Origin of the sequence: Catenulispora sp. GAS73, from assembly GCF_041262085.1 — a bacterium.
GTDB lineage: Bacteria > Actinomycetota > Actinomycetes > Streptomycetales > Catenulisporaceae > Catenulispora.
Genome location: NZ_JBGCCM010000011.1, coordinates 57,338 through 75,595, shown reverse-complemented (window position 1 = coordinate 75,595; position 18,258 = coordinate 57,338). Strand labels below are relative to the sequence as shown.

General features: G+C 69.9%; 16 protein-coding genes. 7 read left to right on the top strand and 9 right to left on the bottom strand.

The features are described from left to right. Positions 1–2: 2 nt before the first annotated feature. Entirely contained in the window at positions 3–953 is a 951-nt protein-coding gene (locus ABH935_RS18185; protein ID WP_370379258.1) for a LysR family transcriptional regulator ArgP, read from the bottom strand. Positions 954–1,023: 70 nt separating this feature from the next. Here ABH935_RS18185 and ABH935_RS18180 point away from each other — a divergent pair, with 70 nt between their 5' ends. Next, positions 1,024–1,638, top strand: a complete 615-nt coding sequence (locus tag ABH935_RS18180; RefSeq protein ID WP_370379081.1) for a LysE/ArgO family amino acid transporter — start codon at positions 1,024–1,026, stop codon at positions 1,636–1,638. Positions 1,639–1,774: 136 nt separating this feature from the next. Here ABH935_RS18180 and ABH935_RS18175 read toward each other — a convergent pair whose 3' ends face one another. From ABH935_RS18175 to ABH935_RS18165, 3 genes are read right to left on the bottom strand one after another with little or no spacing between them, the layout of a single operon-like run. Continuing rightward, positions 1,775–2,614, bottom strand: a complete 840-nt coding sequence (locus ABH935_RS18175; protein WP_370379080.1) for a MetQ/NlpA family ABC transporter substrate-binding protein — start codon at positions 2,612–2,614, stop codon at positions 1,775–1,777. A 46-nt stretch (positions 2,615–2,660) separates the two neighbouring features. Further along, on the bottom strand, positions 2,661–3,317 hold the full coding sequence (locus ABH935_RS18170) for a methionine ABC transporter permease (RefSeq protein ID WP_370379079.1): 657 nt from the start codon (positions 3,315–3,317) through the stop codon (positions 2,661–2,663). After that, entirely contained in the window at positions 3,314–4,360 is a 1,047-nt protein-coding gene (locus ABH935_RS18165) for a methionine ABC transporter ATP-binding protein (RefSeq protein WP_370379078.1), read from the bottom strand. The genes ABH935_RS18170 and ABH935_RS18165 overlap by 4 nt, the downstream gene beginning before the upstream one ends. Before the next feature lie 319 nt (positions 4,361–4,679). Here ABH935_RS18165 and ABH935_RS18160 point away from each other — a divergent pair, with 319 nt between their 5' ends. Beyond that, a complete protein-coding gene (locus ABH935_RS18160) occupies positions 4,680–5,324 on the top strand; it encodes a Pr6Pr family membrane protein (RefSeq protein ID WP_370379077.1) in 645 nt (214 codons plus the stop codon). A gap of 90 nt (positions 5,325–5,414) precedes the next feature. Here ABH935_RS18160 and ggt read toward each other — a convergent pair whose 3' ends face one another. Beyond that, a complete protein-coding gene (gene ggt, locus ABH935_RS18155) occupies positions 5,415–7,304 on the bottom strand; it encodes a gamma-glutamyltransferase (RefSeq protein WP_370379076.1) in 1,890 nt (629 codons plus the stop codon). A gap of 204 nt (positions 7,305–7,508) precedes the next feature. Here ggt and ABH935_RS18150 point away from each other — a divergent pair, with 204 nt between their 5' ends. Beyond that, entirely contained in the window at positions 7,509–8,432 is a 924-nt protein-coding gene (locus ABH935_RS18150; protein WP_370379075.1) for a DMT family transporter, read from the top strand. Here ABH935_RS18150 and ABH935_RS18145 read toward each other — a convergent pair. Next, the gene (locus ABH935_RS18145) at positions 8,422–9,177 is read right to left on the bottom strand and encodes an SDR family NAD(P)-dependent oxidoreductase (protein WP_370379074.1); all 756 of its coding nucleotides are present in this window, start codon (positions 9,175–9,177) and stop codon (positions 8,422–8,424) included. The genes ABH935_RS18150 and ABH935_RS18145 overlap by 11 nt on opposite strands. 78 nt (positions 9,178–9,255) lie before the next feature. Here ABH935_RS18145 and ABH935_RS18140 point away from each other — a divergent pair, with 78 nt between their 5' ends. The 4 genes from ABH935_RS18140 to ABH935_RS18125 all read left to right on the top strand — a co-directional run bounded on the left by ABH935_RS18140 (position 9,256) and on the right by ABH935_RS18125 (position 14,442). Continuing rightward, the gene (locus tag ABH935_RS18140; protein WP_370379073.1) at positions 9,256–10,980 is read left to right on the top strand and encodes a bifunctional 3'-5' exonuclease/DNA polymerase; all 1,725 of its coding nucleotides are present in this window, start codon (positions 9,256–9,258) and stop codon (positions 10,978–10,980) included. Positions 10,981–11,040: 60 nt separating this feature from the next. Next, positions 11,041–11,586 (top strand): isopentenyl-diphosphate Delta-isomerase, encoded by a 546-nt coding sequence (gene idi, locus ABH935_RS18135; RefSeq protein ID WP_370379072.1) that lies wholly within the window; start codon positions 11,041–11,043, stop codon positions 11,584–11,586. 152 nt (positions 11,587–11,738) lie between these two features. Continuing rightward, positions 11,739–12,737 (top strand): hypothetical protein, encoded by a 999-nt coding sequence (locus ABH935_RS18130; RefSeq protein WP_370379071.1) that lies wholly within the window; start codon positions 11,739–11,741, stop codon positions 12,735–12,737. 157 nt (positions 12,738–12,894) lie between these two features. Beyond that, positions 12,895–14,442 carry an amino acid permease gene (locus ABH935_RS18125; RefSeq protein WP_370379070.1) on the top strand — a complete coding sequence of 516 codons (1,548 nt, stop codon included), beginning with the start codon at positions 12,895–12,897 and terminating at the stop codon, positions 14,440–14,442. Between the two features lie 92 nt (positions 14,443–14,534). Here the strand turns inward: ABH935_RS18125 and ABH935_RS18120 are convergent, their stop codons facing one another. The 3 genes from ABH935_RS18120 to ABH935_RS18110 form a co-directional block, all read right to left on the bottom strand. Then, positions 14,535–15,293: a DUF4239 domain-containing protein gene (locus tag ABH935_RS18120; protein ID WP_370379069.1), complete on the bottom strand. Its 759-nt coding sequence runs from the start codon at positions 15,291–15,293 to the stop codon at positions 14,535–14,537. A gap of 222 nt (positions 15,294–15,515) precedes the next feature. Beyond that, positions 15,516–16,571 carry a polyprenyl synthetase family protein gene (locus tag ABH935_RS18115; protein WP_370379257.1) on the bottom strand — a complete coding sequence of 352 codons (1,056 nt, stop codon included), beginning with the start codon at positions 16,569–16,571 and terminating at the stop codon, positions 15,516–15,518. Between the two features lie 88 nt (positions 16,572–16,659). Then, positions 16,660–18,111: a family 2B encapsulin nanocompartment shell protein gene (locus tag ABH935_RS18110; protein WP_370379068.1), complete on the bottom strand. Its 1,452-nt coding sequence runs from the start codon at positions 18,109–18,111 to the stop codon at positions 16,660–16,662. Positions 18,112–18,258: the final 147 nt, after the last annotated feature.

Here is an 18,258-nt window from a genome sequence, read left to right as displayed (position 1 = left end):
GCCTACCCCAACCGCCGCGCCGCGACCTCCGCCGCCACCTCCCCGACCTCGCTCAACAACGCCGGCGCGAGCTTCCACTGCTGCCAGTACAACGGCACGTCGACCGGCCGCTCCGGCGCCAGCTCCACCAACTCCACCTGCCCGAACTGCCTCGCCTGCACGTCCGGGATCAGCCCCCATCCGAACCCGGACTCCACCGCGTACAGGTAGGCGTCGGTCGCCGGCAGGTAGTGGCGCGGTCCGCTGGCGGCGACTCCGATGCCGCGCAGGAAGCCGTCCTGCAGGTCGTCCTTGCGGTTGAAGATGATGACCGGCGCGACGGAGAGCGCCGCGGCCAGGTCGGTCGCGCCGACCCCGTCCGGCAGCCATCGGCGGACGAACCCGTGCGTGGCCACGGCGCGGTACCGCATCCGCGCCAACGGCCGCACCACGCACCCCTGCACCGGCTTCGGCGACGAGGAGACGGCCGCCATCACCAGCCCGGCCCGGAGCAGTTCGTCGGTGTAGTCCTGGTCCTCGCGGTGGAGGTCGAAGCAGACCGCCGCGTTGGCGCTGAAGCGTGCCGTCACCTCGGGAAACCACGTGCTCAGTGAGTCGGAGTTGACCGCGATCGACAGCGACTGGACCGGCACGCCGCGTCCCGGACCGCCGGAGCCGTCGCCATTGTCGCCGCCACCGGAGCCCGAGGCCCCGGTGAGCCCCAACTCCGCACGCGCGCTGTCCTCCAGCCACGCCAACTGCCGCGCGAACCGCACCACCGCGACGCCGGACTCGGTCGGCCGCAGCGGCTTGGACCGCACCAGAAGCACCCGGCCCGTCCGCTGCTCCAACGCCTTGATCCGCTGGCTGACCGCGGACGGCGTGACGTGCAGGATCCGCGCCGCCGCCTCGAACGTCCCGGCGTCCACCGCGACGAGGAGGGTCCGCACGTGGTCCAGCGGCAGATCCGTCATCATGATCTCTAATGATACCCAAGAAAGGTTAGCTGGCCTGAGGATCACACACCTTCCTAGCATCGTCCTCATGACCACCCCTCTCGCGGCCGCTGCGGCCGGCCTCGGCACCGGCCTGTCCCTGATCGTCGCGATCGGCGCGCAGAACGCCTACGTCCTGCGCCAGGGCATCCGCCGCGAGCACGTCACCCCGATCGTCGCGATCTGCGCCGCCTCCGACGCGGCCCTGATCGCGGCCGGCATCGGCGGCCTGGGCGCCCTCGTCCGCTCGATGCCGACAGTGGTGACCGCCATCGCCTGGATCGGCGCCGCGTTCCTGGTGACCTACGGCCTGCTCGCCGCCCGCCGCGCCTGGCGGCAGCAGGACCACCTCGCCGCCGAGGGCACAGGCGAGAAGTCCCTCCGCACAGCCGTCCTGACCTGCCTGGCCCTGACCTGGCTCAACCCCCACGTCTACCTCGACACCGTCCTGCTCCTGGGCACCGTCGGCAACAGCTACGGCAGCATGCACTGGTACTTCGCCCTCGGCGCCGTCACCGGCAGCGTCCTGTGGTTCTCAGGGCTCGGATTCGGGGCCAGACGCCTGGGAAATGTCCTTGCCAGGCCCAAGGCCTGGCGCGTGCTGGACGGCATCATCGCGGTCACGATGATCACGCTGGGCGTCGCGATGGTCGCCAGAAGCTGAGTTGGCCAGTGATCTGGTCAGCTGGGAAAGCCCACGGCCGACCGCCCCCGTCTCCAGAAGCGATCGGCCGTGAGCCCCAGGTCTCCGGCCCGGGAACGTGACTGCGGCCGGGCCGGAAGCATCAGAGCGCGAGAACTCAGCTCGCCGGTATCACCGACCCGTTGAACGTCTTCTCGATGTACTGCTTCACCTGGTCCGAGGTCAGCAGCGTGGCCAGCTTCTTCACCGCCGGGTCGTTCTCGTGCCCCTTCTTCACCACCAGGATGTTGACGTAGGGGTTCCCGGCCGTCTTCTCCAGCGCCAGCGCGTCCTTGCTCGGGGTCAGCTTCGCCTGGAGCGCGTAGTTGCCGTTGATCACCGCGGCGTCCACGTCGTCGAGGGCGCGGGGGAGCTCGGCGGCCTCCAGCGGCTTGAACTTCAGGTGCTTGGGGTTGCTCGCGACGTCCTTCTCCGTGGCGGTGGCGCCGGCGCCGGGCTTGAGGGTGATCAGGTTGTTGTCGGCCAGCAGCTTCAGCGCCCGGCCCTCGTTGGTGGCGTCGTTCGGGACCGCGACGGTGGCGCCGTCCTTGAGCTGGTCCAGGGACTTCACCTTGTGCGAGTACAGGCCCAGCGGTTCCAGGTGGACGCCGACGACCGGGACCAGGTCGGTGCCCTTGCTCTTGTTGAAGTCGTCGAGGTAGGGCTGGTGCTGGAAGTAGTTCGCTCCGACCTCGCCGTCCTGGGTGGCCAGGTTCGGCTGGACGTAGTCGGTGAACTCCTTCACCGTCAGCTTCAGCCCGGCCTTGGCCGCCAGGTTGTCGCGGATGTAGTCCAGGATCTGCGCGTGCGGGATCGGGGAGGCCGCGACGGTGATCGAGTCGACGCCGCCGGCTGCGGCGGCCTTCGAGGCCGACTTCGAGGACGAGCAGGCGGTCAGACCCACGGCCAGGACGCCCGAGAGGGCGAGCAGGGACGCGGCGAGCTTCTTGTTGCGCATGAACAAGGTCTTCTTTCTTCCGTGTACTGAAGGGGGAGTGGCCGGGTTACCGGTGGGCCAGCCGCTTGGCGGCGAAGTCGCCGAGCCACTGGACGATCTGGACGAGGACGATCAGCAGCACGACCGTGGCGATCATGAGGCCGTTCTCGAAGCGCTGGTAGCCGTAGCGGATGGCCAGGTCCCCCAGGCCCCCGCCGCCGATCGCACCGGCCATCGCCGAGTAGCCGACCAGCGCGATCACGGTCGTCGTCAGCCCGCTGACCAGCGCCGGCAGCGACTCCGGGAGCAGGACTTTGCGGACCGTGGTCAGATGCGAGGCGCCCATCGCGGCCGAGGCCTCGATCAGGCCCCTGTCGACCTCCCGCACCGCGGTCTCCACCAGCCGCGCGAAGAACGGCACGGCGCCGACGGCCAGCGGCACGATCGCGGCGTCCACGCCGATGGTGGTCCCGACGATCCCGCGCGTGAACGGCGTGATGGCAATCAGCAGGATGATGAACGGCAGCGAGCGCCCCACGTTCACCACGGTCCCCAGCGCCTTGTTCGCCGGCGTGTTCGCCAGCAGGCCGCCGCGGTCGGTGAGCACCAGCAGCAGCCCGATCGGCAGCCCGATCAGCACCGTGAACAGCGCCGACCAGCCGACCATCTGCACCGTCTCCAGGGTCGCCTGCCACAGCAGCGGCTGCATGTCCGACCAGCTCACGACGCGACCTCCTCAAGGGAGTGCCCGGTGCCGCCGGCCGCGACGTCCGCCGCGACTACCTCCACGTTCAGCCCCCGCTCGCGCAGGAACCCGATCGGCACGACGTTCTCCTCGAACCGCCCCGGCAGCCCGATCCGCATCCGCCCGACGGTCTGCCCGTTCACCGTCTCGATCGCCGCGCCCAGAATCGTGACGTCGACCGAGTACGTCCGCGCCAGCTGCGAGACCAGCGGCTGCGCGGTGGAGTCGCCGTGGAAGGTGACGTCCAGCACCGTGGTGTCGGGCTGCCCCGACGCCTCCGGCGCCGGCCCCAGCTGGAACAGCTCCCGCGCCAGCTCCGAGTGCTCCCGCGTCAGCAGCTCCGCGATGGTCCCGGACTCGGCGATCCGGCCCTCGCGCATCAGGGCCGCGCTGTCGCACACCGCCTTGACGACCTCCATCTCGTGCGTGATCAGCAGCACCGTGACGCCGAGCCGCTCGTTGACCTCCTTGAGCAGCTTCAGCACACTGCGGGTGGTCTCCGGGTCCAGCGCCGAGGTGGCCTCGTCGGAGAGCAGCACGTGCGGCTCGGCGGCCAGCGCCCGCGCGATCCCGACCCGCTGCTTCTGCCCGCCGGACAGCTGCGCCGGATGGGCGCCGGCGCGATCGGCCAGGCCCACCACGTCCAGCAGTTCGTCGGCCTTCGCCCGGCGCTCGCGGCGGGTCAGCCGGCCCTCGATCTCCAGCGGCAGCTCGACGTTCTCCCGCGCGGTGCGGCTGGAGAGCAGGTTGAAGTGCTGGAACACCATGCCGATGCGGCGGCGCTCGGCGCGCAGCTGTCGCCCGGACAGCGCGGTCAGCTCGCGCCCGGCCACGGTGACCGTGCCGGAGGTGGGGCGCTCCAGCAGGTTCACGCAGCGGATCAGCGTGCTCTTGCCGGCTCCGGACTGGCCGACGACGCCGTAGACCTCGCCGGCCGCGACGCTCAGGTCCACGCCGTCCAGGGCGGTCACCGGCCGATCGCGGGCAGGGTAAACCTTTGTCAGGTTTTTTATTTCAATCATGATGCTTTCCAATGGGCCGCGACACGCGGCGGCGGGCGCGCGACAATGGCGCGCCGCTAAGGCTTACAAGGGGGAACTGCTAAAACCTGTGGAGACAGGGAGTCGTACGGACTCAGCAGCTACACATTCGACAAGAGACGCAGCAGCGCATCATCCGCGACGCCATGATGGCGGCGGGCATGCGGGACGTCTCGTTGGCGATCATGTAAATGACTATAGGTGCATGGCCCTTTCGGGGCTTACCGGTCCAGTCCGTGAGACGACACGAGTCCACGCCGGGTTCAGATCCCGGCGCCACCTGGGCCGATATCGTCAATGCATGACCATCGAGCGCGCCCGGGCCTGGCACCTGTTCACCCTGCTGGTGTGCGCGGCGTCACTGGTGCTCCAGTTCTACCTGTCCGCCGCGAACAAGAACACACAGGTGTCGCCGTTCACCGTCGGCACGCGGATCGGCAACTTCTTCTGCTACTTCACGATCCAGAGCAACCTGATCGTGCTGGCGGCGGCAGTGGCGCTGGTCCTGGTGCCCGACCGGGACGGCGCCTTCTGGCGGGTGGCGCTGCTGGACGCCCTGCTGTGCATCACCGTGACCTGCCTGGTCGACGTCATCGTGCTGCGGCCGCAGGTGCATCTGGGCGGGTGGAGCAACGTAGCCGACATCGGACTGCACATCCTCACGCCGATTCTGATGGTCGCCGGCTGGCTGTTGTTCGGCCCGCGTCCACGGCTGGCGTGGGTCACTCTGGGCTGGGCGACGGTGTACCCGCTGGCCTGGGTGGCGTTCACGCTGATCCGTGGCCACGTCGTGAACTGGTATCCCTATCCGTTCATCGACGTGACCACGCACGGCTACGCCCGAGTGACGCTGAACGTGGCGATGGTCGCCGTGTTGTTCCTGGTCCTCGGCGCCGCGTTCGTCTGGCTGGACCGGAGACTGCCGAGAGCCCCGGTCCAGCCCTGAGATCCTGGATTCCAGACTCCAGGAATCGAGGATTCGAGCGCTAGTAAGGGATACAGCGCTCCTGTCTACCTACCGGTCCTACTAAGGCCCCTACCTCACCGGGTGCACGACCGCCGCCGCACCGCCGCCACGCCGTGCCGGCTCCGCCGCGGCCTCGACCGCGCCGCTCGGCAGGAACTCCAGCCCGGTCGCCGCACCGATCTCCGGCGTCGGCGTCCCCGAAGGCGGCGCGAGCGTGAACGTCTCACCCAACGCCTCCAGACCCGGGATCTCCGGCAGGTTCAGGAACGCCGGCTCGGCGAAGGTCGTGGAAGCGTTGCGCTGCGAGGCGCGCGGCGCGGCGATCGCCTGCTCCAGGTTCATGCCCAGGTCCAGCCGGTTGACCAGGATCTGCAGCACCGTGGTGATGATCGTCGCCCCGCCCGGGGAGCCGACCGCGATGAACGGCCTGCCGTCCTTCAGGACGATGGTCGGCGACATCGCCGAGCGCGGCCGCTTGAGCGCCGCAGGCAGGTTCGGGTCCGGCGTGCCCGGGAACAGCGGCGTGAAGTCGAAGTCCGTCATCTCGTTGTTCAGCAGGAAGCCCCGGCCCGGCACGGTCATCGCCGAACCGCCGGTCTGCTCGATGGTCAGGGTGTAGGACACGACGTCGCCCCACTTGTCCGCGGTCACCAGGTGCGTCGTGGACATGCCCTCGGTGTCGGTGTACGAGGTCCCGGTCGGCGCGGTGGACGGGCACTGCGTCCCGCCGTCCGGCGCGAACGGGTTCCCGGGCGCGACCGGCGCGGCCAGCGTGCTGGTCGGGCTGATCAGGCAGGCCCGGTCCTTGCCGTAGGCCTTCGAGGTCAGCTGCTTGGTCGGCACGTCGGAGAAGTTCGCGTCCCCGACCCAGCGGTTGCGGTCGGCGAAGGCGATCTTCGAGGCCTCGTCATACAGGTGCAGCGCCTGCACCTGGTTGTCGGCGTCCAGGTCGAAGTTCGACAGGATGTTGAGAGCCTCCCCGACCGTGGTCCCGCCGGAGGACGGCGGCGCGATCGAGTAGACGTCCAGGCCCTTGTAGGACACGTGCGTCGGCGCCTGCACCGGGGCGGTGTAGCCGGCGATGTCGGCGGCAGTGAGCTGCCCGGGCCGGAAGTTCATCGTCGGGTTCGGGATCGTCGGCGGGTGCTGGGAGGTGTCGGCGACCTCCTGGCCCAACTCGCCGCCGTAGAACAGGCCGGGGCCGTCCTTGGCCAGCAGCTTGTAGGTGTTCGCCAAGTCAGGGTTCTTGAACACCGAGCCCACCGGCGGCGGCGCGCCGTTCGGCAGGAACAGCTTCGCCGTCGGGGCGATCTGCGAGAACCGGGCCTGGTTCATCGCGGTGAAGGAGTTGAACGTCGGGTCGACGACGAAACCCTTGGAGGCGACGTCGATGCCGCCCTGCAGCGCCTTCTTCAACGAGATGGTGCCCCAGTCGTTCAGCGCCGTCGTCCAGGTCTTCAACGTGCCCGGGACGCCGACCGACAGGCCGGAGTTCACGGCGTCGGCGAACGACAGCGGCTTGCCGGTCGCCGGGTCGATGAACCAGTTGGTGTTCATCGCCGCCGGGCCCGACTCGCGGCCGTCGATCGTGGAGACCTTGTGCGTGCGGGCGTTGTAGTACACGAAGAAGCCGCCGCCGCCGATACCGGCCGAGTACGGCTCGACGACGCCCAGCGCCGCCGCCGTGGCCACGGCCGCGTCCACGGCGTTGCCACCGTGCTTGAGCACGTCCAGCCCGGCCTGCGTGGCGTACGGGCTGACGCTGGCCACCGCGCCGCCGTAGCCGGTGGCCACCGGGTCGCGCGGCGGCTGGGCCAGGCCCGAGCCGGAGGTGGCGGCGGGGGCGGCGCGCGCCGCGGTCAGGGTGCCGGTCAGGGCCACCGCCGTGGCCAGGGCGGCGACGGCTGTGACGGGTCTGCGTCTCGGCGTGCGTTTCGGCGTGCGTCTCGGGGTGGGCATAAGTCGGCCTCCACGTGATCGGTCCGTTGCTCCGTGCAGGGTGTCCACTTTGGCAGAGGCCTCATTTCCTGGAAAGCGCCCATGGAATATGCTCAGGCGCCCCGCGGCTGTTACCGGGGAAGGCCGGACCGGCCGCGACCGGGGGTTTCGTCGGCAGGCCGGCTGGTCGGTGTCAATCGAACTCGTCGCCTTGAGGGGGCTCGCGTGTCGAAACGGGGATGGCTGCTGTTCGCGGCCATGTCGGTCATTTGGGGCATCCCGTATCTGCTGATCAAAGTCGCGCTGGAGGGGATGCCGGCGCCGTTCATCGTGTTCGCGCGGACCGCGATCGGCGCGGCGGTGCTGCTGCCGGTGGCCTGGAAGCGCGGGATGGTGCGGCCGGCGCTGAAGCAGTGGCGCTACATCGCGGCGTTCGCGGCGCTGGAGATCGCCGGGCCCTGGCTGCTGCTGGGCGATGCCGAGCAGCACATGACCTCCTCGCTGGCCGGGCTGCTGATCGCGGCGGTGCCGTTCTTCGTCGCACTGATCATGTGGCGCCTCGGGGACCGCTCGGCGGTGTCCGGGACCCGGCTGGCCGGGCTGTTCATCGGGATGGCCGGCGTCGTGGCGATCGTCGGGCTGAACATCGGCCAGGTGCAGGTGGGCCGGATGCTGGAGGTGATCGCCGTGGCGGTCGGCTACGCCATCGCCCCGATCATCGCCGACCGCAAGCTGGTCGGCGTCCCGACGCTGGCGACCATCACGCTCTCGCTGACCGGCGTGGCGCTGCTGTATCTGCCGATCGCCGCGTTCAGCCACCCCACCCACCTGCCGAAGGCCAACTCCCTGGCCGCGGTGGCCGCCCTCGGCCTGGTCTGCACCGCCGCGGCGTTCCTGCTGTTCTTCGCGCTGATCGGCGAGGTCGGGCCGGCCAAGTCCTCGATGATCACGTTTGTGAACCCGGCGGTGGCGGTGGCCGGCGGGGTGCTGTTCCTCGGCGAGACCATCAAGGCCGGCATCATCGTCGGGGCGCCGCTGGTGTTGATCGGCCTGATCCTGTCGACGCTGCGCAAGGGGGAGGCCGGGGACGCCGGGGACGCCGTCGCGACCCCGGCCGTGCAGCAGGAGGTGGCGGCCGCTACCCCGTGATCCGATGCACCTTGTGCTGCGCCGCCTGCGCCCGCGGCCGCACCACCATCAGGTCCACGTTCACGTGCGGCGGCCGCGTCACCGACCACACGATGCAGTCCGCGACGTCCTCGGCGACCAGCGGGCCCGGGACGCCGGCGTAGACCGAGGCGGCCTTGTCCGCGTCGCCGCCGAACCGCTTGAGGGAGAACTCGTCGGTCATCACCATGCCCGGCGCGATCTCGATGATGCGCACCGGCTGGTCGAAGACCTCCAGGCGCAGCGTCGCGGTCATGGCGTGCATCGCGTGCTTGGACGCCGCGTAGCCCGCGCCGCCCTCGTAGGCGACGTGCGCGGCGGTCGAGGTGAGCATCACCACGGTCCCGGCGCCGGAGGCGATCAGCTTCGGCAGCAGCGCCTGCGTGAAGTTCAGGGCGCCCAGGACGTTGGTCTCGAACATCGCGCGCCAGTCGCCGGGATCCGCCGCCGACACCGGGTCCGTGCCGATCGCACCTCCGGCGTTGTTCACCAGAACGTCACAGGACTCCAGCCCGGCCGCGAACGCCTTGACGGCCTCGACATCGGTCACGTCCAGCGCCACCGCCTCGGCCGTGCCCCCGATTTCCGCGATGTCCGCGGCCAGCGCCTCCACCCGCTCCTTACGGCGGGCCACGAGAACCACCCGGAACCCCTCGGCGGCCAGCTGGCGCGCGGTGGCGGCGCCGATGCCGCTGCTGGCTCCGGTGACGACGGCGGTCTTGGTCATGTTGCGTCCTTATCGGGCTGGTCAGTGTCGTCGTTGTCAGTGTCGTTTGTTGTCAGTGCTGTCGCAGACAATGATCGGATGCAGATCGCCGCGACCTACGACCCCGAGGGTTTCAGGGATCGAGGCTTCGTTCAAGCGATCACCGACACCGGCGGCGCGGCCGGGCCGGCGCGCGCCGTCGCCGACCTGGAAGCCGAGGTCGGGGCGTTGGAAGCGGCCTCGTCCCCGGACGAGCCCGGCCATCCGCGCTGGATCTGGCCGGCCAGCGCCGACCTCGCCCCGGCCCTGCTGCGCCGCGGCGTGCGCATCGACCGCTGCCACGACCTCGCCCTCACTGAAGCCCTGCTGCTGGCCTACGAGGGCCACTGTGGCGAGCCGCGCTCCCTGGGTGCGGCCTGGGCCCGCCTGCACGGCCTGCCGGTCCCGGAGGACCGTGCCGAGGGCACCATGGCCGCCCCGGCCGACAGCCCGACGACGCAGCCCGCGCTGTTCGAACCGGACCGCTCCGGCCTGTCCTCCGACGTCGATCCGCTGCGCGCGGTCCGCGAGGTCTACGCCGACCAGCTCCGCCGGATCTCGGCCACCGCGAATCCCGGCGCGTTCCGGCTCCTGGTGGCCGCCGAATCCGCGGCCTCACTGGCCGCCGCCGAAATGGCCCACCACGGCCTGCCCTGGCGCGTCGACGTGCACAGCACGATTTTGGAGGAGGTCCTGGGCCCGCGTCCGCTGGACGGCTCGCCGCCGCGGGAGATGGTCGCCGCTGCGGCCCGGCTCGCCGAGGCGCTCGGCGTCCGGGCCCTGAATCCGGACTCCGCACCGCAGGTGACCAAGGCCTTCTCTGAAGCCGGGGTGAGACTTCCCTCGCTGCGCCGCTGGGAGCTCAAGGAGATCGACCACCCGGCGATCCCGTTGCTGCTGAAGTACAAAGAGCTCTCGCGGCTGTACTCGTTCAACGGCTGGACCTGGCGCGACACCTGGGTCGTGGACGGCCGTTTCCGGCCGGAGTACTCCGTCGGCGGCGTCGTCACCGGACGCTGGGCGGCGCGCGGCGGCGGTGCGCTGCAGATCGCGCGGCGGCTGCGCAAAGCGGTCATCGCCGACCCCGGCTGGGTGTTCGTGGCCGCCGACGCCGCGCAGCTGGAGCCGCGCATCCTGGCCGCGATGGCGCAGGATCCGGGCATGGCCGAGGCGACGCAGAGCGATGACATGTACGCGGCCCTGGCCGGCGTCTTCGAGGGCTCCCGCGACCAGGCCAAGCTCGGGCTGCTCGGCGCCATGTACGGGCAGACCGGCGGCGGCGCGGCCGAACCGCTGGCCCTGATGCGCCGCCGTTTCCCCAAGGCCACCGCGCTGCTGGACGACGCCGCCCGCGAGGGCGAGCGCGGCCGCCTGGTCCGCTCCCAGCTCGGCCGCACCTGCCCGCCGCCCTCGGAGCGCTGGCAGAGCGCGATCGCCGGGGACGCCGAGGCCGACGCCTCCGACGACAGCAACCGCCGCTCGGGCCAGGTGGCGCGGGCCCGGGGCCGCTTCACTCGCAACTTCGTCATCCAGGCCACCGCCGCCGAATGGGCCGAGGTGCTGCTGGCGCTGCTCCGGCAGCGGCTGCGCGCGCTGGACGGCCCGCAGCTGGTGTTCTTCCAGCACGACGAGGTGCTCGTGCACACGCCGCGCGAGCACGCCCCGGCCGTGGCCGAGATGATCAGCGAGTGCGCCGCCGGCGCCGGCCGGTTGGTCTTCGGCCCTTCGCCGGTACGTTTTCCTATGAGCGTTCACTCTGTGGAGTGTTACGGTGACGCCAAATAGTGCACAACCGGCGACAAGGCGGTCTTAGCGCAGGCAAGCTCGGATGATGTGGAAACCAATGTGGAAGTCGAAGAAGTAGTCCTCCTGTCCGAGGACGGCACCCCCATCGGCACGGCTCCCAAGGCCACGGTGCACACTGCGAACACCCCGCTGCACCTGGCGTTCTCCTGCTACGTCTTCGACGACCAGCACCGGCTGCTGCTGACCCGGCGCGCCGACTCGAAGAAGACCTGGCCCGGAGTGTGGACGAACTCCGCCTGCGGGCATCCCGGTCCGGGGGAGTCGATCGAGGACGCCGTGCGGCGGCGGCTCGCCAGTGAACTGGGTCTGAACATTCCCACGGTCTGGCCGATCCTGCCAGACTTTCGTTACCGCGCGGTAATGCCGAACGGCATCGTGGAGAACGAGATCTGTCCGGTGTTCCGGGGCGCGGTCGCGACGGGAATTACGCCGTCACCAGACCCCGACGAAGTAGGCGAATACCGCTGGATTCCGTGGGCGGATTTCAGTAATCAAGTACTTTCCGGTGCCTTCGAGGTGTCGCCTTGGTGCCGTCTTCAAGTCGAGCAGTTGGCGGCCCGGGATTTCGGCACCTGGATGTATTGATCTTCCTGGTGATCATGTGATCACACAGGGGCTTGTTCGGCACCTGTGATGTCGGGCATCATTGCGCGGTGCCCGATCCCTTTACGTGGTCTTGGGAATTGCTTGACCACGACCATCCGCCGGACCCCCCGCCGGCTGCCGCCTGAGCCCCTATGAGCCCCCACGACTTCAAACCCGTGATGCACCCCGCCGGATTCGACGAACCACTGGCCCGGATCCTCGGCGAGGTCCGCACCGGTCACTGGTTCTCCATGGCCGAGCTTCTGGCGGCCTCCGGCGGCGACCGCCGGCTGCGATGCACCCGCATCGCACTGCTGGCCCAGGTCGCCGCCGCCTCCAACGCGGTCGACGAGTGGGTCGCCGAGCGGCCGTACGACCCGGACGCGGTCGCGATGGCCGCCCGGGTGGCGGTCGAGCGGGCCTGCAAGGCCGTGGCCAACGGCATGGCCCAGGCGCAGTCGCTGGGCCGCCGCGCCGCCGAGCTGTGCGCCGAGGCCGCGGCGATGGATCCGGGCGACCCGGTGCCCTATCTGGGCCGGCTCGCCCTGGCCGCCGGATTCGGCGAGCGCATCGAGGGCCCGGACTCCTGCCCGGTTCCGGGCCCCTGGCACGCTTTCCGCGACCTGTGGCGCATCGACCCGGCCAACCGCGAGGGCTGCCACCGGATGCTCGCCGCGGTCGGCGGCGGTGCGGGCCCCAGCCCCGCCGGCGCGCAGCTGTTCGCCTCCAGCATCGTCAGCAGCGTCGGTCTGAGCGGTCTGTCGCCGCTGCAACTGCTGCCGCTGTACGCGCTGGTCGTCGCCTACGAGTACCGCAAGGCCCAGAACGACGGCCTGGCACACCTGCTGTGGAGCACGGACGCGGCGCGCACCGAGATGGCCCGCGGCTGGAACTGGTTCACCAGCACCGGCAAGGACGACTGGCTGGTCGTGGACCTCTCGCACCTGGCGCACGCCCTGGTCGTCGGAGGACGCTCCGATCTGGCCGCAGACGTGTTCGACGCGCTGGGTCCCTACGGCTCGAACAAGCCGTGGTCAGTGGTTTCGGCGACGGGGGACGCCGTGGAGGAGTTCGTGCGGGCCAGGTCCACCGCGTTGTCGGCAGCAGCGCGGCGCTCCAACCCGTCCGGGCGGCAGCGCGCGGGTCCTTAGCACCGCACCTGCTTTTCGCACCATCTCAGGGGACGTATTCCGCAACGAAATCCGAACCCTGATCCAGAAGTAGCACCATCGCACAGAGCTCATTCGCACCATCGCCAAAAGCACAACCGTCCCCTGTTGGGTCCCGAAGGGAAAACGGAAAAAGAGCATGTCGATGACTGAAAGCTCAGAAAACGCCGCTTGGAGCGAAGCGGACGCCGCAGACGCCGCGCAGTTGCGCGCTATCGGCTACGAACCAGTGCTGTCCCGCAAGATGTCCGGATTCGGCAACTTCGCGATCAGCTTCTCCATCATCTCCATCCTGTCCGGATGTATGACCCTGTTCGGCTTCGGCATGGCCACCGGCGGCCCGGCCGTCATGGTCTGGGGCTGGATCGGCGTCACCATCGCCGTTCTGCTGATCGGCCTGAGCCTGGCCGAGGTCACCAGCGTCTACCCGACTTCCGGGGCGCTGTTCTTCATGGCCCACCGCCTCGGCGGCAAGGGCTGGGGCTGGATCACCGGCTGGCTGAACATGCTGGGCCTGTTCGGCGTCATAGCCGGCATCGACTACGGCGCCGCGGAGTTCATCGGCGCCTTCACCGGTATGGCGTTCGGCTGGACGCCGGACAAGTACGGGCTGATCGCCGTCTTCGCCGGCGTGCTGCTGCTGCACGGCGTGCTGAACACCTTCGGCGTGCGGGTGCTGGACCTGTTCAACCGGGTCAGCGTCTGGTGGCACCTGCTGGGCGTGGCGTTCATCGTGGCGGTGCTGTTCCTCGTCCCGGCCCACCACCAGAGCGCCAGCTTCGTGTTCACGCACTACGCGAACACCACCGGCTTCAAGAGCGCGATCTACGTCAGCGCCATCGGCCTGCTGCTCACCGGCTACACCCTGACCGGCTACGACGCCTCGGCGCACATGTCCGAGGAGACCTCCCAGGCCTCGACGCTGGCGCCGAAGGGCATCGTCCGGTCCATCTGGGTCTCCGGTATCGCAGGCCTGGTCCTGATCGTCGCCTTCCTGTTCTCCATCCAGGGCGGCACCGACTCCTACAACACCGAGTCGGCCGGCTCTGGCTACGGCGGCGCGGTGACGGCTCCGTCGATCATCATGCTCGACGCGCTGGGCCAGCACTGGGCCGAGGTGCTGACGCTGGTCATCATCGTCGCGCAGCTGTGCTGCGGCCTGGCCGCCATCGGCTCCGCCGCGCGCATGGTCTTCGCCTTCTCCCGGGACGGCGCCCTGCCCGGCTCGCCGACCTGGCGCAAGGTCAACCGCTCGGCGGTCCCGACGAACGCCATGTGGCTCGTGGTCGTCGTGGGGTTCCTGCTGGCCCTGCCCTCGCTGTGGACCATCCAGGCCTACGGCGCGGTGACCGCCATCGCCTCGATCGGCTTGGCGCCGGCGTACGTCATCCCCGGATTCCTGCGCGCCCGGCAGGGCAAGAACTTCAAGAAGGGCGCCTGGAACCTGGGCAAGTGGGGTCCGCTGGTCGGCTACACCGCCTCGGTGTGGGTGGTGATCGAGGTCGTGCTGTTCTGCCTGCCGCAGGCCTCGCCGGTCACCGCGCTCACGTTCAACTACGCGCCGATCGCGCTGGTCGGGGCGCTGCTCCTGTCCGGGATCTGGTGGCTGGCCCGCGGCCGGGCCAGTTACGCCCCGCCGGCCGGCGCGGTCGAGGCCGAGCAGTTCGCGGACCTGGACGTCATCTGACGTCATCTGACGTTATCTGAGGTCTGATTCGCTAGCACCATGTGGCGCGCCCCGGTTTCCGGGGCGCGCTTGTTTTGTTCTTATCGCTGATTTCAGCGTGGAGTCGGTAGTCGGGCGAGAAACACCTGGAACGCCGTGGGATCGACCTTCATGGTCCCCGAGTACGGGTAACTCATCTCCCTGACAACTACTAACGACACCACCACCAATGCGGCCAGCGTCATCACCATCACGGTGTGTGCGAAGGAACTGGACAGGCCGAACAGGAACGTGAAGGCGATGGTCACCAGGGCGCTGCCGATGAGGATCGCCCACAACAGCGGCGGCAGCGATTCCTCGGTCTGGTTCAGGCGCTGTCTTCGCTGCTCGGCCATCGACTCCACATGCGTGAGCGCGTGGTCGTAGAGCACCTGCTGCGAGATGTCGGTCGGATGGAAGGCGAAGACGCTGTCCCGGATCTGGTAGACCAGATTCGTGGCCTTCGGGCTCGTCTCGTGCTCGGCCAGCAGCGGCCACTCGTCGTCGATGACGGTGTGCGCGTAGTCCAGCGTCTCGTGCTCTAGCTGCGAGCCCAGCGGCAGCGGCATCTGTCGGGAGATCCAGTAGATGCCGGCGAGCTCGTTGGCCTCCTTGAACGTGGTCTGGTGCGCGGTGTCGTTGTTCGTCCACAGCGCCACCACGACGAACGCCAGCGGCACCGCGAACACCACGGAGACCGTGGCGAAGATGAAGCCGGCGACGTCGTTGTGCGGCTCGCGCCGGTGGTGCGGGATGAAGCGCTCGAACAGGCGCAGGGTGATGAAGGTCAGGATGAGGACGGCGACGATGATGCCGTAGTCCTTGGCGGTCATGACGACCTCCCGGTGCGATGTGGTGCTGTGCGGGTGGTGCTGTGCTTTGTGGTGCTGTGCCGTGCTGTGTGGTGGTGCGGTGGCGCCGTTCCTCGGGGGCTGGCTCGGCCGCGAGATACCTCGAAGCCGAGGTATCTCGGGACCGAGGTGCATCGGTGGCCGGGTACCAGGTGGTCGGCGGCGGCGATGGCGGTGGCGGTCGCGGTTGGCGGCGGTGGCGCCCTAGCTCGTCCGCCGCGTGATCAGCTCGGCGATCGCGTGCAGATCATGTACCGCCGTCTGCTCGACCCCCGGCGCGCGCCGCAGATGAGCGTGGGCCGCCGCGACCCGCGCCGTGGCCTCCGTCGCAGCCCACGCCCTGCCTCCGGCGCGCTCCACGGCCTCGGTCGCCCGCCGCACCTCGTGCTCGGTGAAGTCCCGGCCCAGCGCGTAGAGCCGCGCCAGCTCACTCGCCGCGGCCGACCGCCCCGACAACGCGGCCACCACCGGCAGCGACTTCTTCCGGGCACTGAGATCCGAGCCCACCGGTTTCCCGGTGACCGCCGGATCGCCCCAAATACCGAGTAGGTCGTCGGTCAGCTGGAACGCCGTCCCGATCTCCCGCCCGAACAGATCCAGCGCCGCCACGGCCAAGGGATCGGCGCGTACCGCCAGCGCCCCGAGCGCGCACGCGCACCCCAGCAACGCCCCGGTCTTCTTGCCGGCCATCGTCAGACATTCGTCGAGCGTCACATCGTCGCGCAGCTCGAAGGCGCAGTCCTCGTATTGGCCGTCGCAGATCTCGATGACGCACTCCGCCAGCCGGCTCGCCGCCTCACCGGCGACCAGCCGCAACGCCAGCGCCAGCATCGCGTCGCCGGCCAGGATCGCGTTCTCGGCGCCGAACACGGTCCAGGCGGTCGGGCGGTGGCGACGCGTGTGGTCGCGGTCTATGACGTCGTCGTGCAGGAGGGTGAAGTTGTGGGCCAGCTCGATGGCGGCCGCCGAGGCCAGGACCGACGGGTCGGCAGTCGGCCGCAGACCGCTGCCCCCGACGGCCGTCGCGGCGGCCAGCACCAGCGCGGGCCGCAGCAGCTTGCCTCCGATGCCGCCGAGCACGGCACCGTCGGCGTCCTCCCATCCCAGGTGGTACGCCGCGATCGAGCGCAACCGTCCCGGCAGGGTGTCGACGGCCGCGCGCAGCACCGGCTCGACGGCCTCTCGGGTCCGGCGCAACGTCGCCTCGGCTGTCCCTCCCGGGTCGGCCGTCCTCGCGCGTTGAGCCGGATCGTCGGCTATATCAGGCTGCGACGATTCCCCGGTCGCCTGCCCGGTTTCGGCCGGACCGCCGCCCCCCACCGGCCAGATCGTCCCGGCCACCAGCGGCTCAGCCACGAGGCCGCGCGATCTCGACGTTCTCCAGCACACCGAGCGCGTCCGGCACCAACACCGCCGCCGAGTAGTAGGCGCTCACCAGATAAGAGGTGATGGCCTTCTCGTCGACGCCCATGAACCGCACCGACAGCCCCGGCTGGTACTCGTCCGGGAGCCCGGTCTGGTGCAGCCCGACCACGCCCTGCTCGGCCTCGCCGACGCGCAGCGCCAGGATCGAGGTGGTGTGGCCGTCCAACACTGGGATCTTCGGCACCGGCAGCAGCGGCACGCCGCGCCAGGACGGCACCTGCGTCCCCAGCAGGTCGATGGTCCCCGGGTAGATCCCGCGCTTCGTGCACTCCCGGCCGAACGCGGCGATCGCCTTCGGGTGCGCCAGCAGGAAGCTGGTGTCGCGGCGCAGCGAGAGCAGCTCGTCCAGGTCGTCCGGGGTCGGCGGTCCGGAATGGGTGTGCACGCGCTGCTCGAAGTCGGCGTTGTGCAGCAACCCGAAGCTGCGGTTGTTGACCAGCTCGTCCTCCTGCCGCTCACGCACCGCCTCGACCGTCAGCCGCAGCTGCTGATCCAGCTGACTCATCGGTTTGTTGTAGAGGTCTGCGACACGGGTGTGGATCCGCAACACGGTCTGCGCGACCGACAGCTCGTACTCGCGCGGCTTGAGTTCGTAGTCTGCGAACGTGCCCGGCAGCTCCGCCTCGCCCTCGTGGCCGGCGGCCAGCGCGATCTCGGCCTCGCCGTGCGCGTTCTGCGCTTTGGCGCGGGTATCGCGGTGCGTGGCCAGGTGCGAACGCAACGCCTGTGACCGGTCGATCAGAGCCCTGACCTCCGAGGCCGGCACGGACAGCGCGATGACCGGGGTGACGGCGCGCGCCGTGGTCTTCCAGTGCGGCGCGTGGCCGTTGGTGGCGGCGCCGCCGGAGGCCGTGGTGTGGAACACCTCGTCGCCCAGGTGGTCGCCGTCGGCGAGGTGGCCGTGCACGGCGTGGTCGCCGTACTTGCCCTGGCCGGCCAGGTCCACCTTGCCGTGCGCGATCAGCCACAGGGTGTCCACCGGCGTCCCGGCCTCGGCCAGCGTCTCGCCGGCCCGGAGCTCCCGGGCGGCGAACCGCGAGGCCAGCTCGGTCAGCAACGCCTCGTCGGCGAAGCCGCGCAGCGGCGGCAACTCGGTCAGGGTCGGGGCCAGCACGGTCACGTCGTCGTCGCCGGCCTGGCTGAAGGCCACTCGGCCGCGCCCGACGGCGTGGCTCAGGCGGCGGTTCACCCGGTAGGCGCCGCCGGAGGCCTCGACCCACGGCAGGACGCGTAAAAGCCAGCGTGAGGTGATGCCCTGCATCTGCGGCGGCGTCTTGGTCGTGGTGGCCAGGTTCCGCGCCGCCGCGGTGTCCAGACTCAGTTGACCGCCCTCTGCGGCGGTCTCGGGTGCCGCCGCGCTCTGATCGACCGTCATCGTTCCCCCTCCAAAGCTTATGGATGCTCTCGCCCTCTCATCGTGGGACCGATGTCGGGGTCGGTCTATTACCGCAATGGGTGACAAACGGCGGACGATTCACGAGTGGTCGCGCATTTCCGGGGTGCTGGCGGCTAGCCGGAGCAT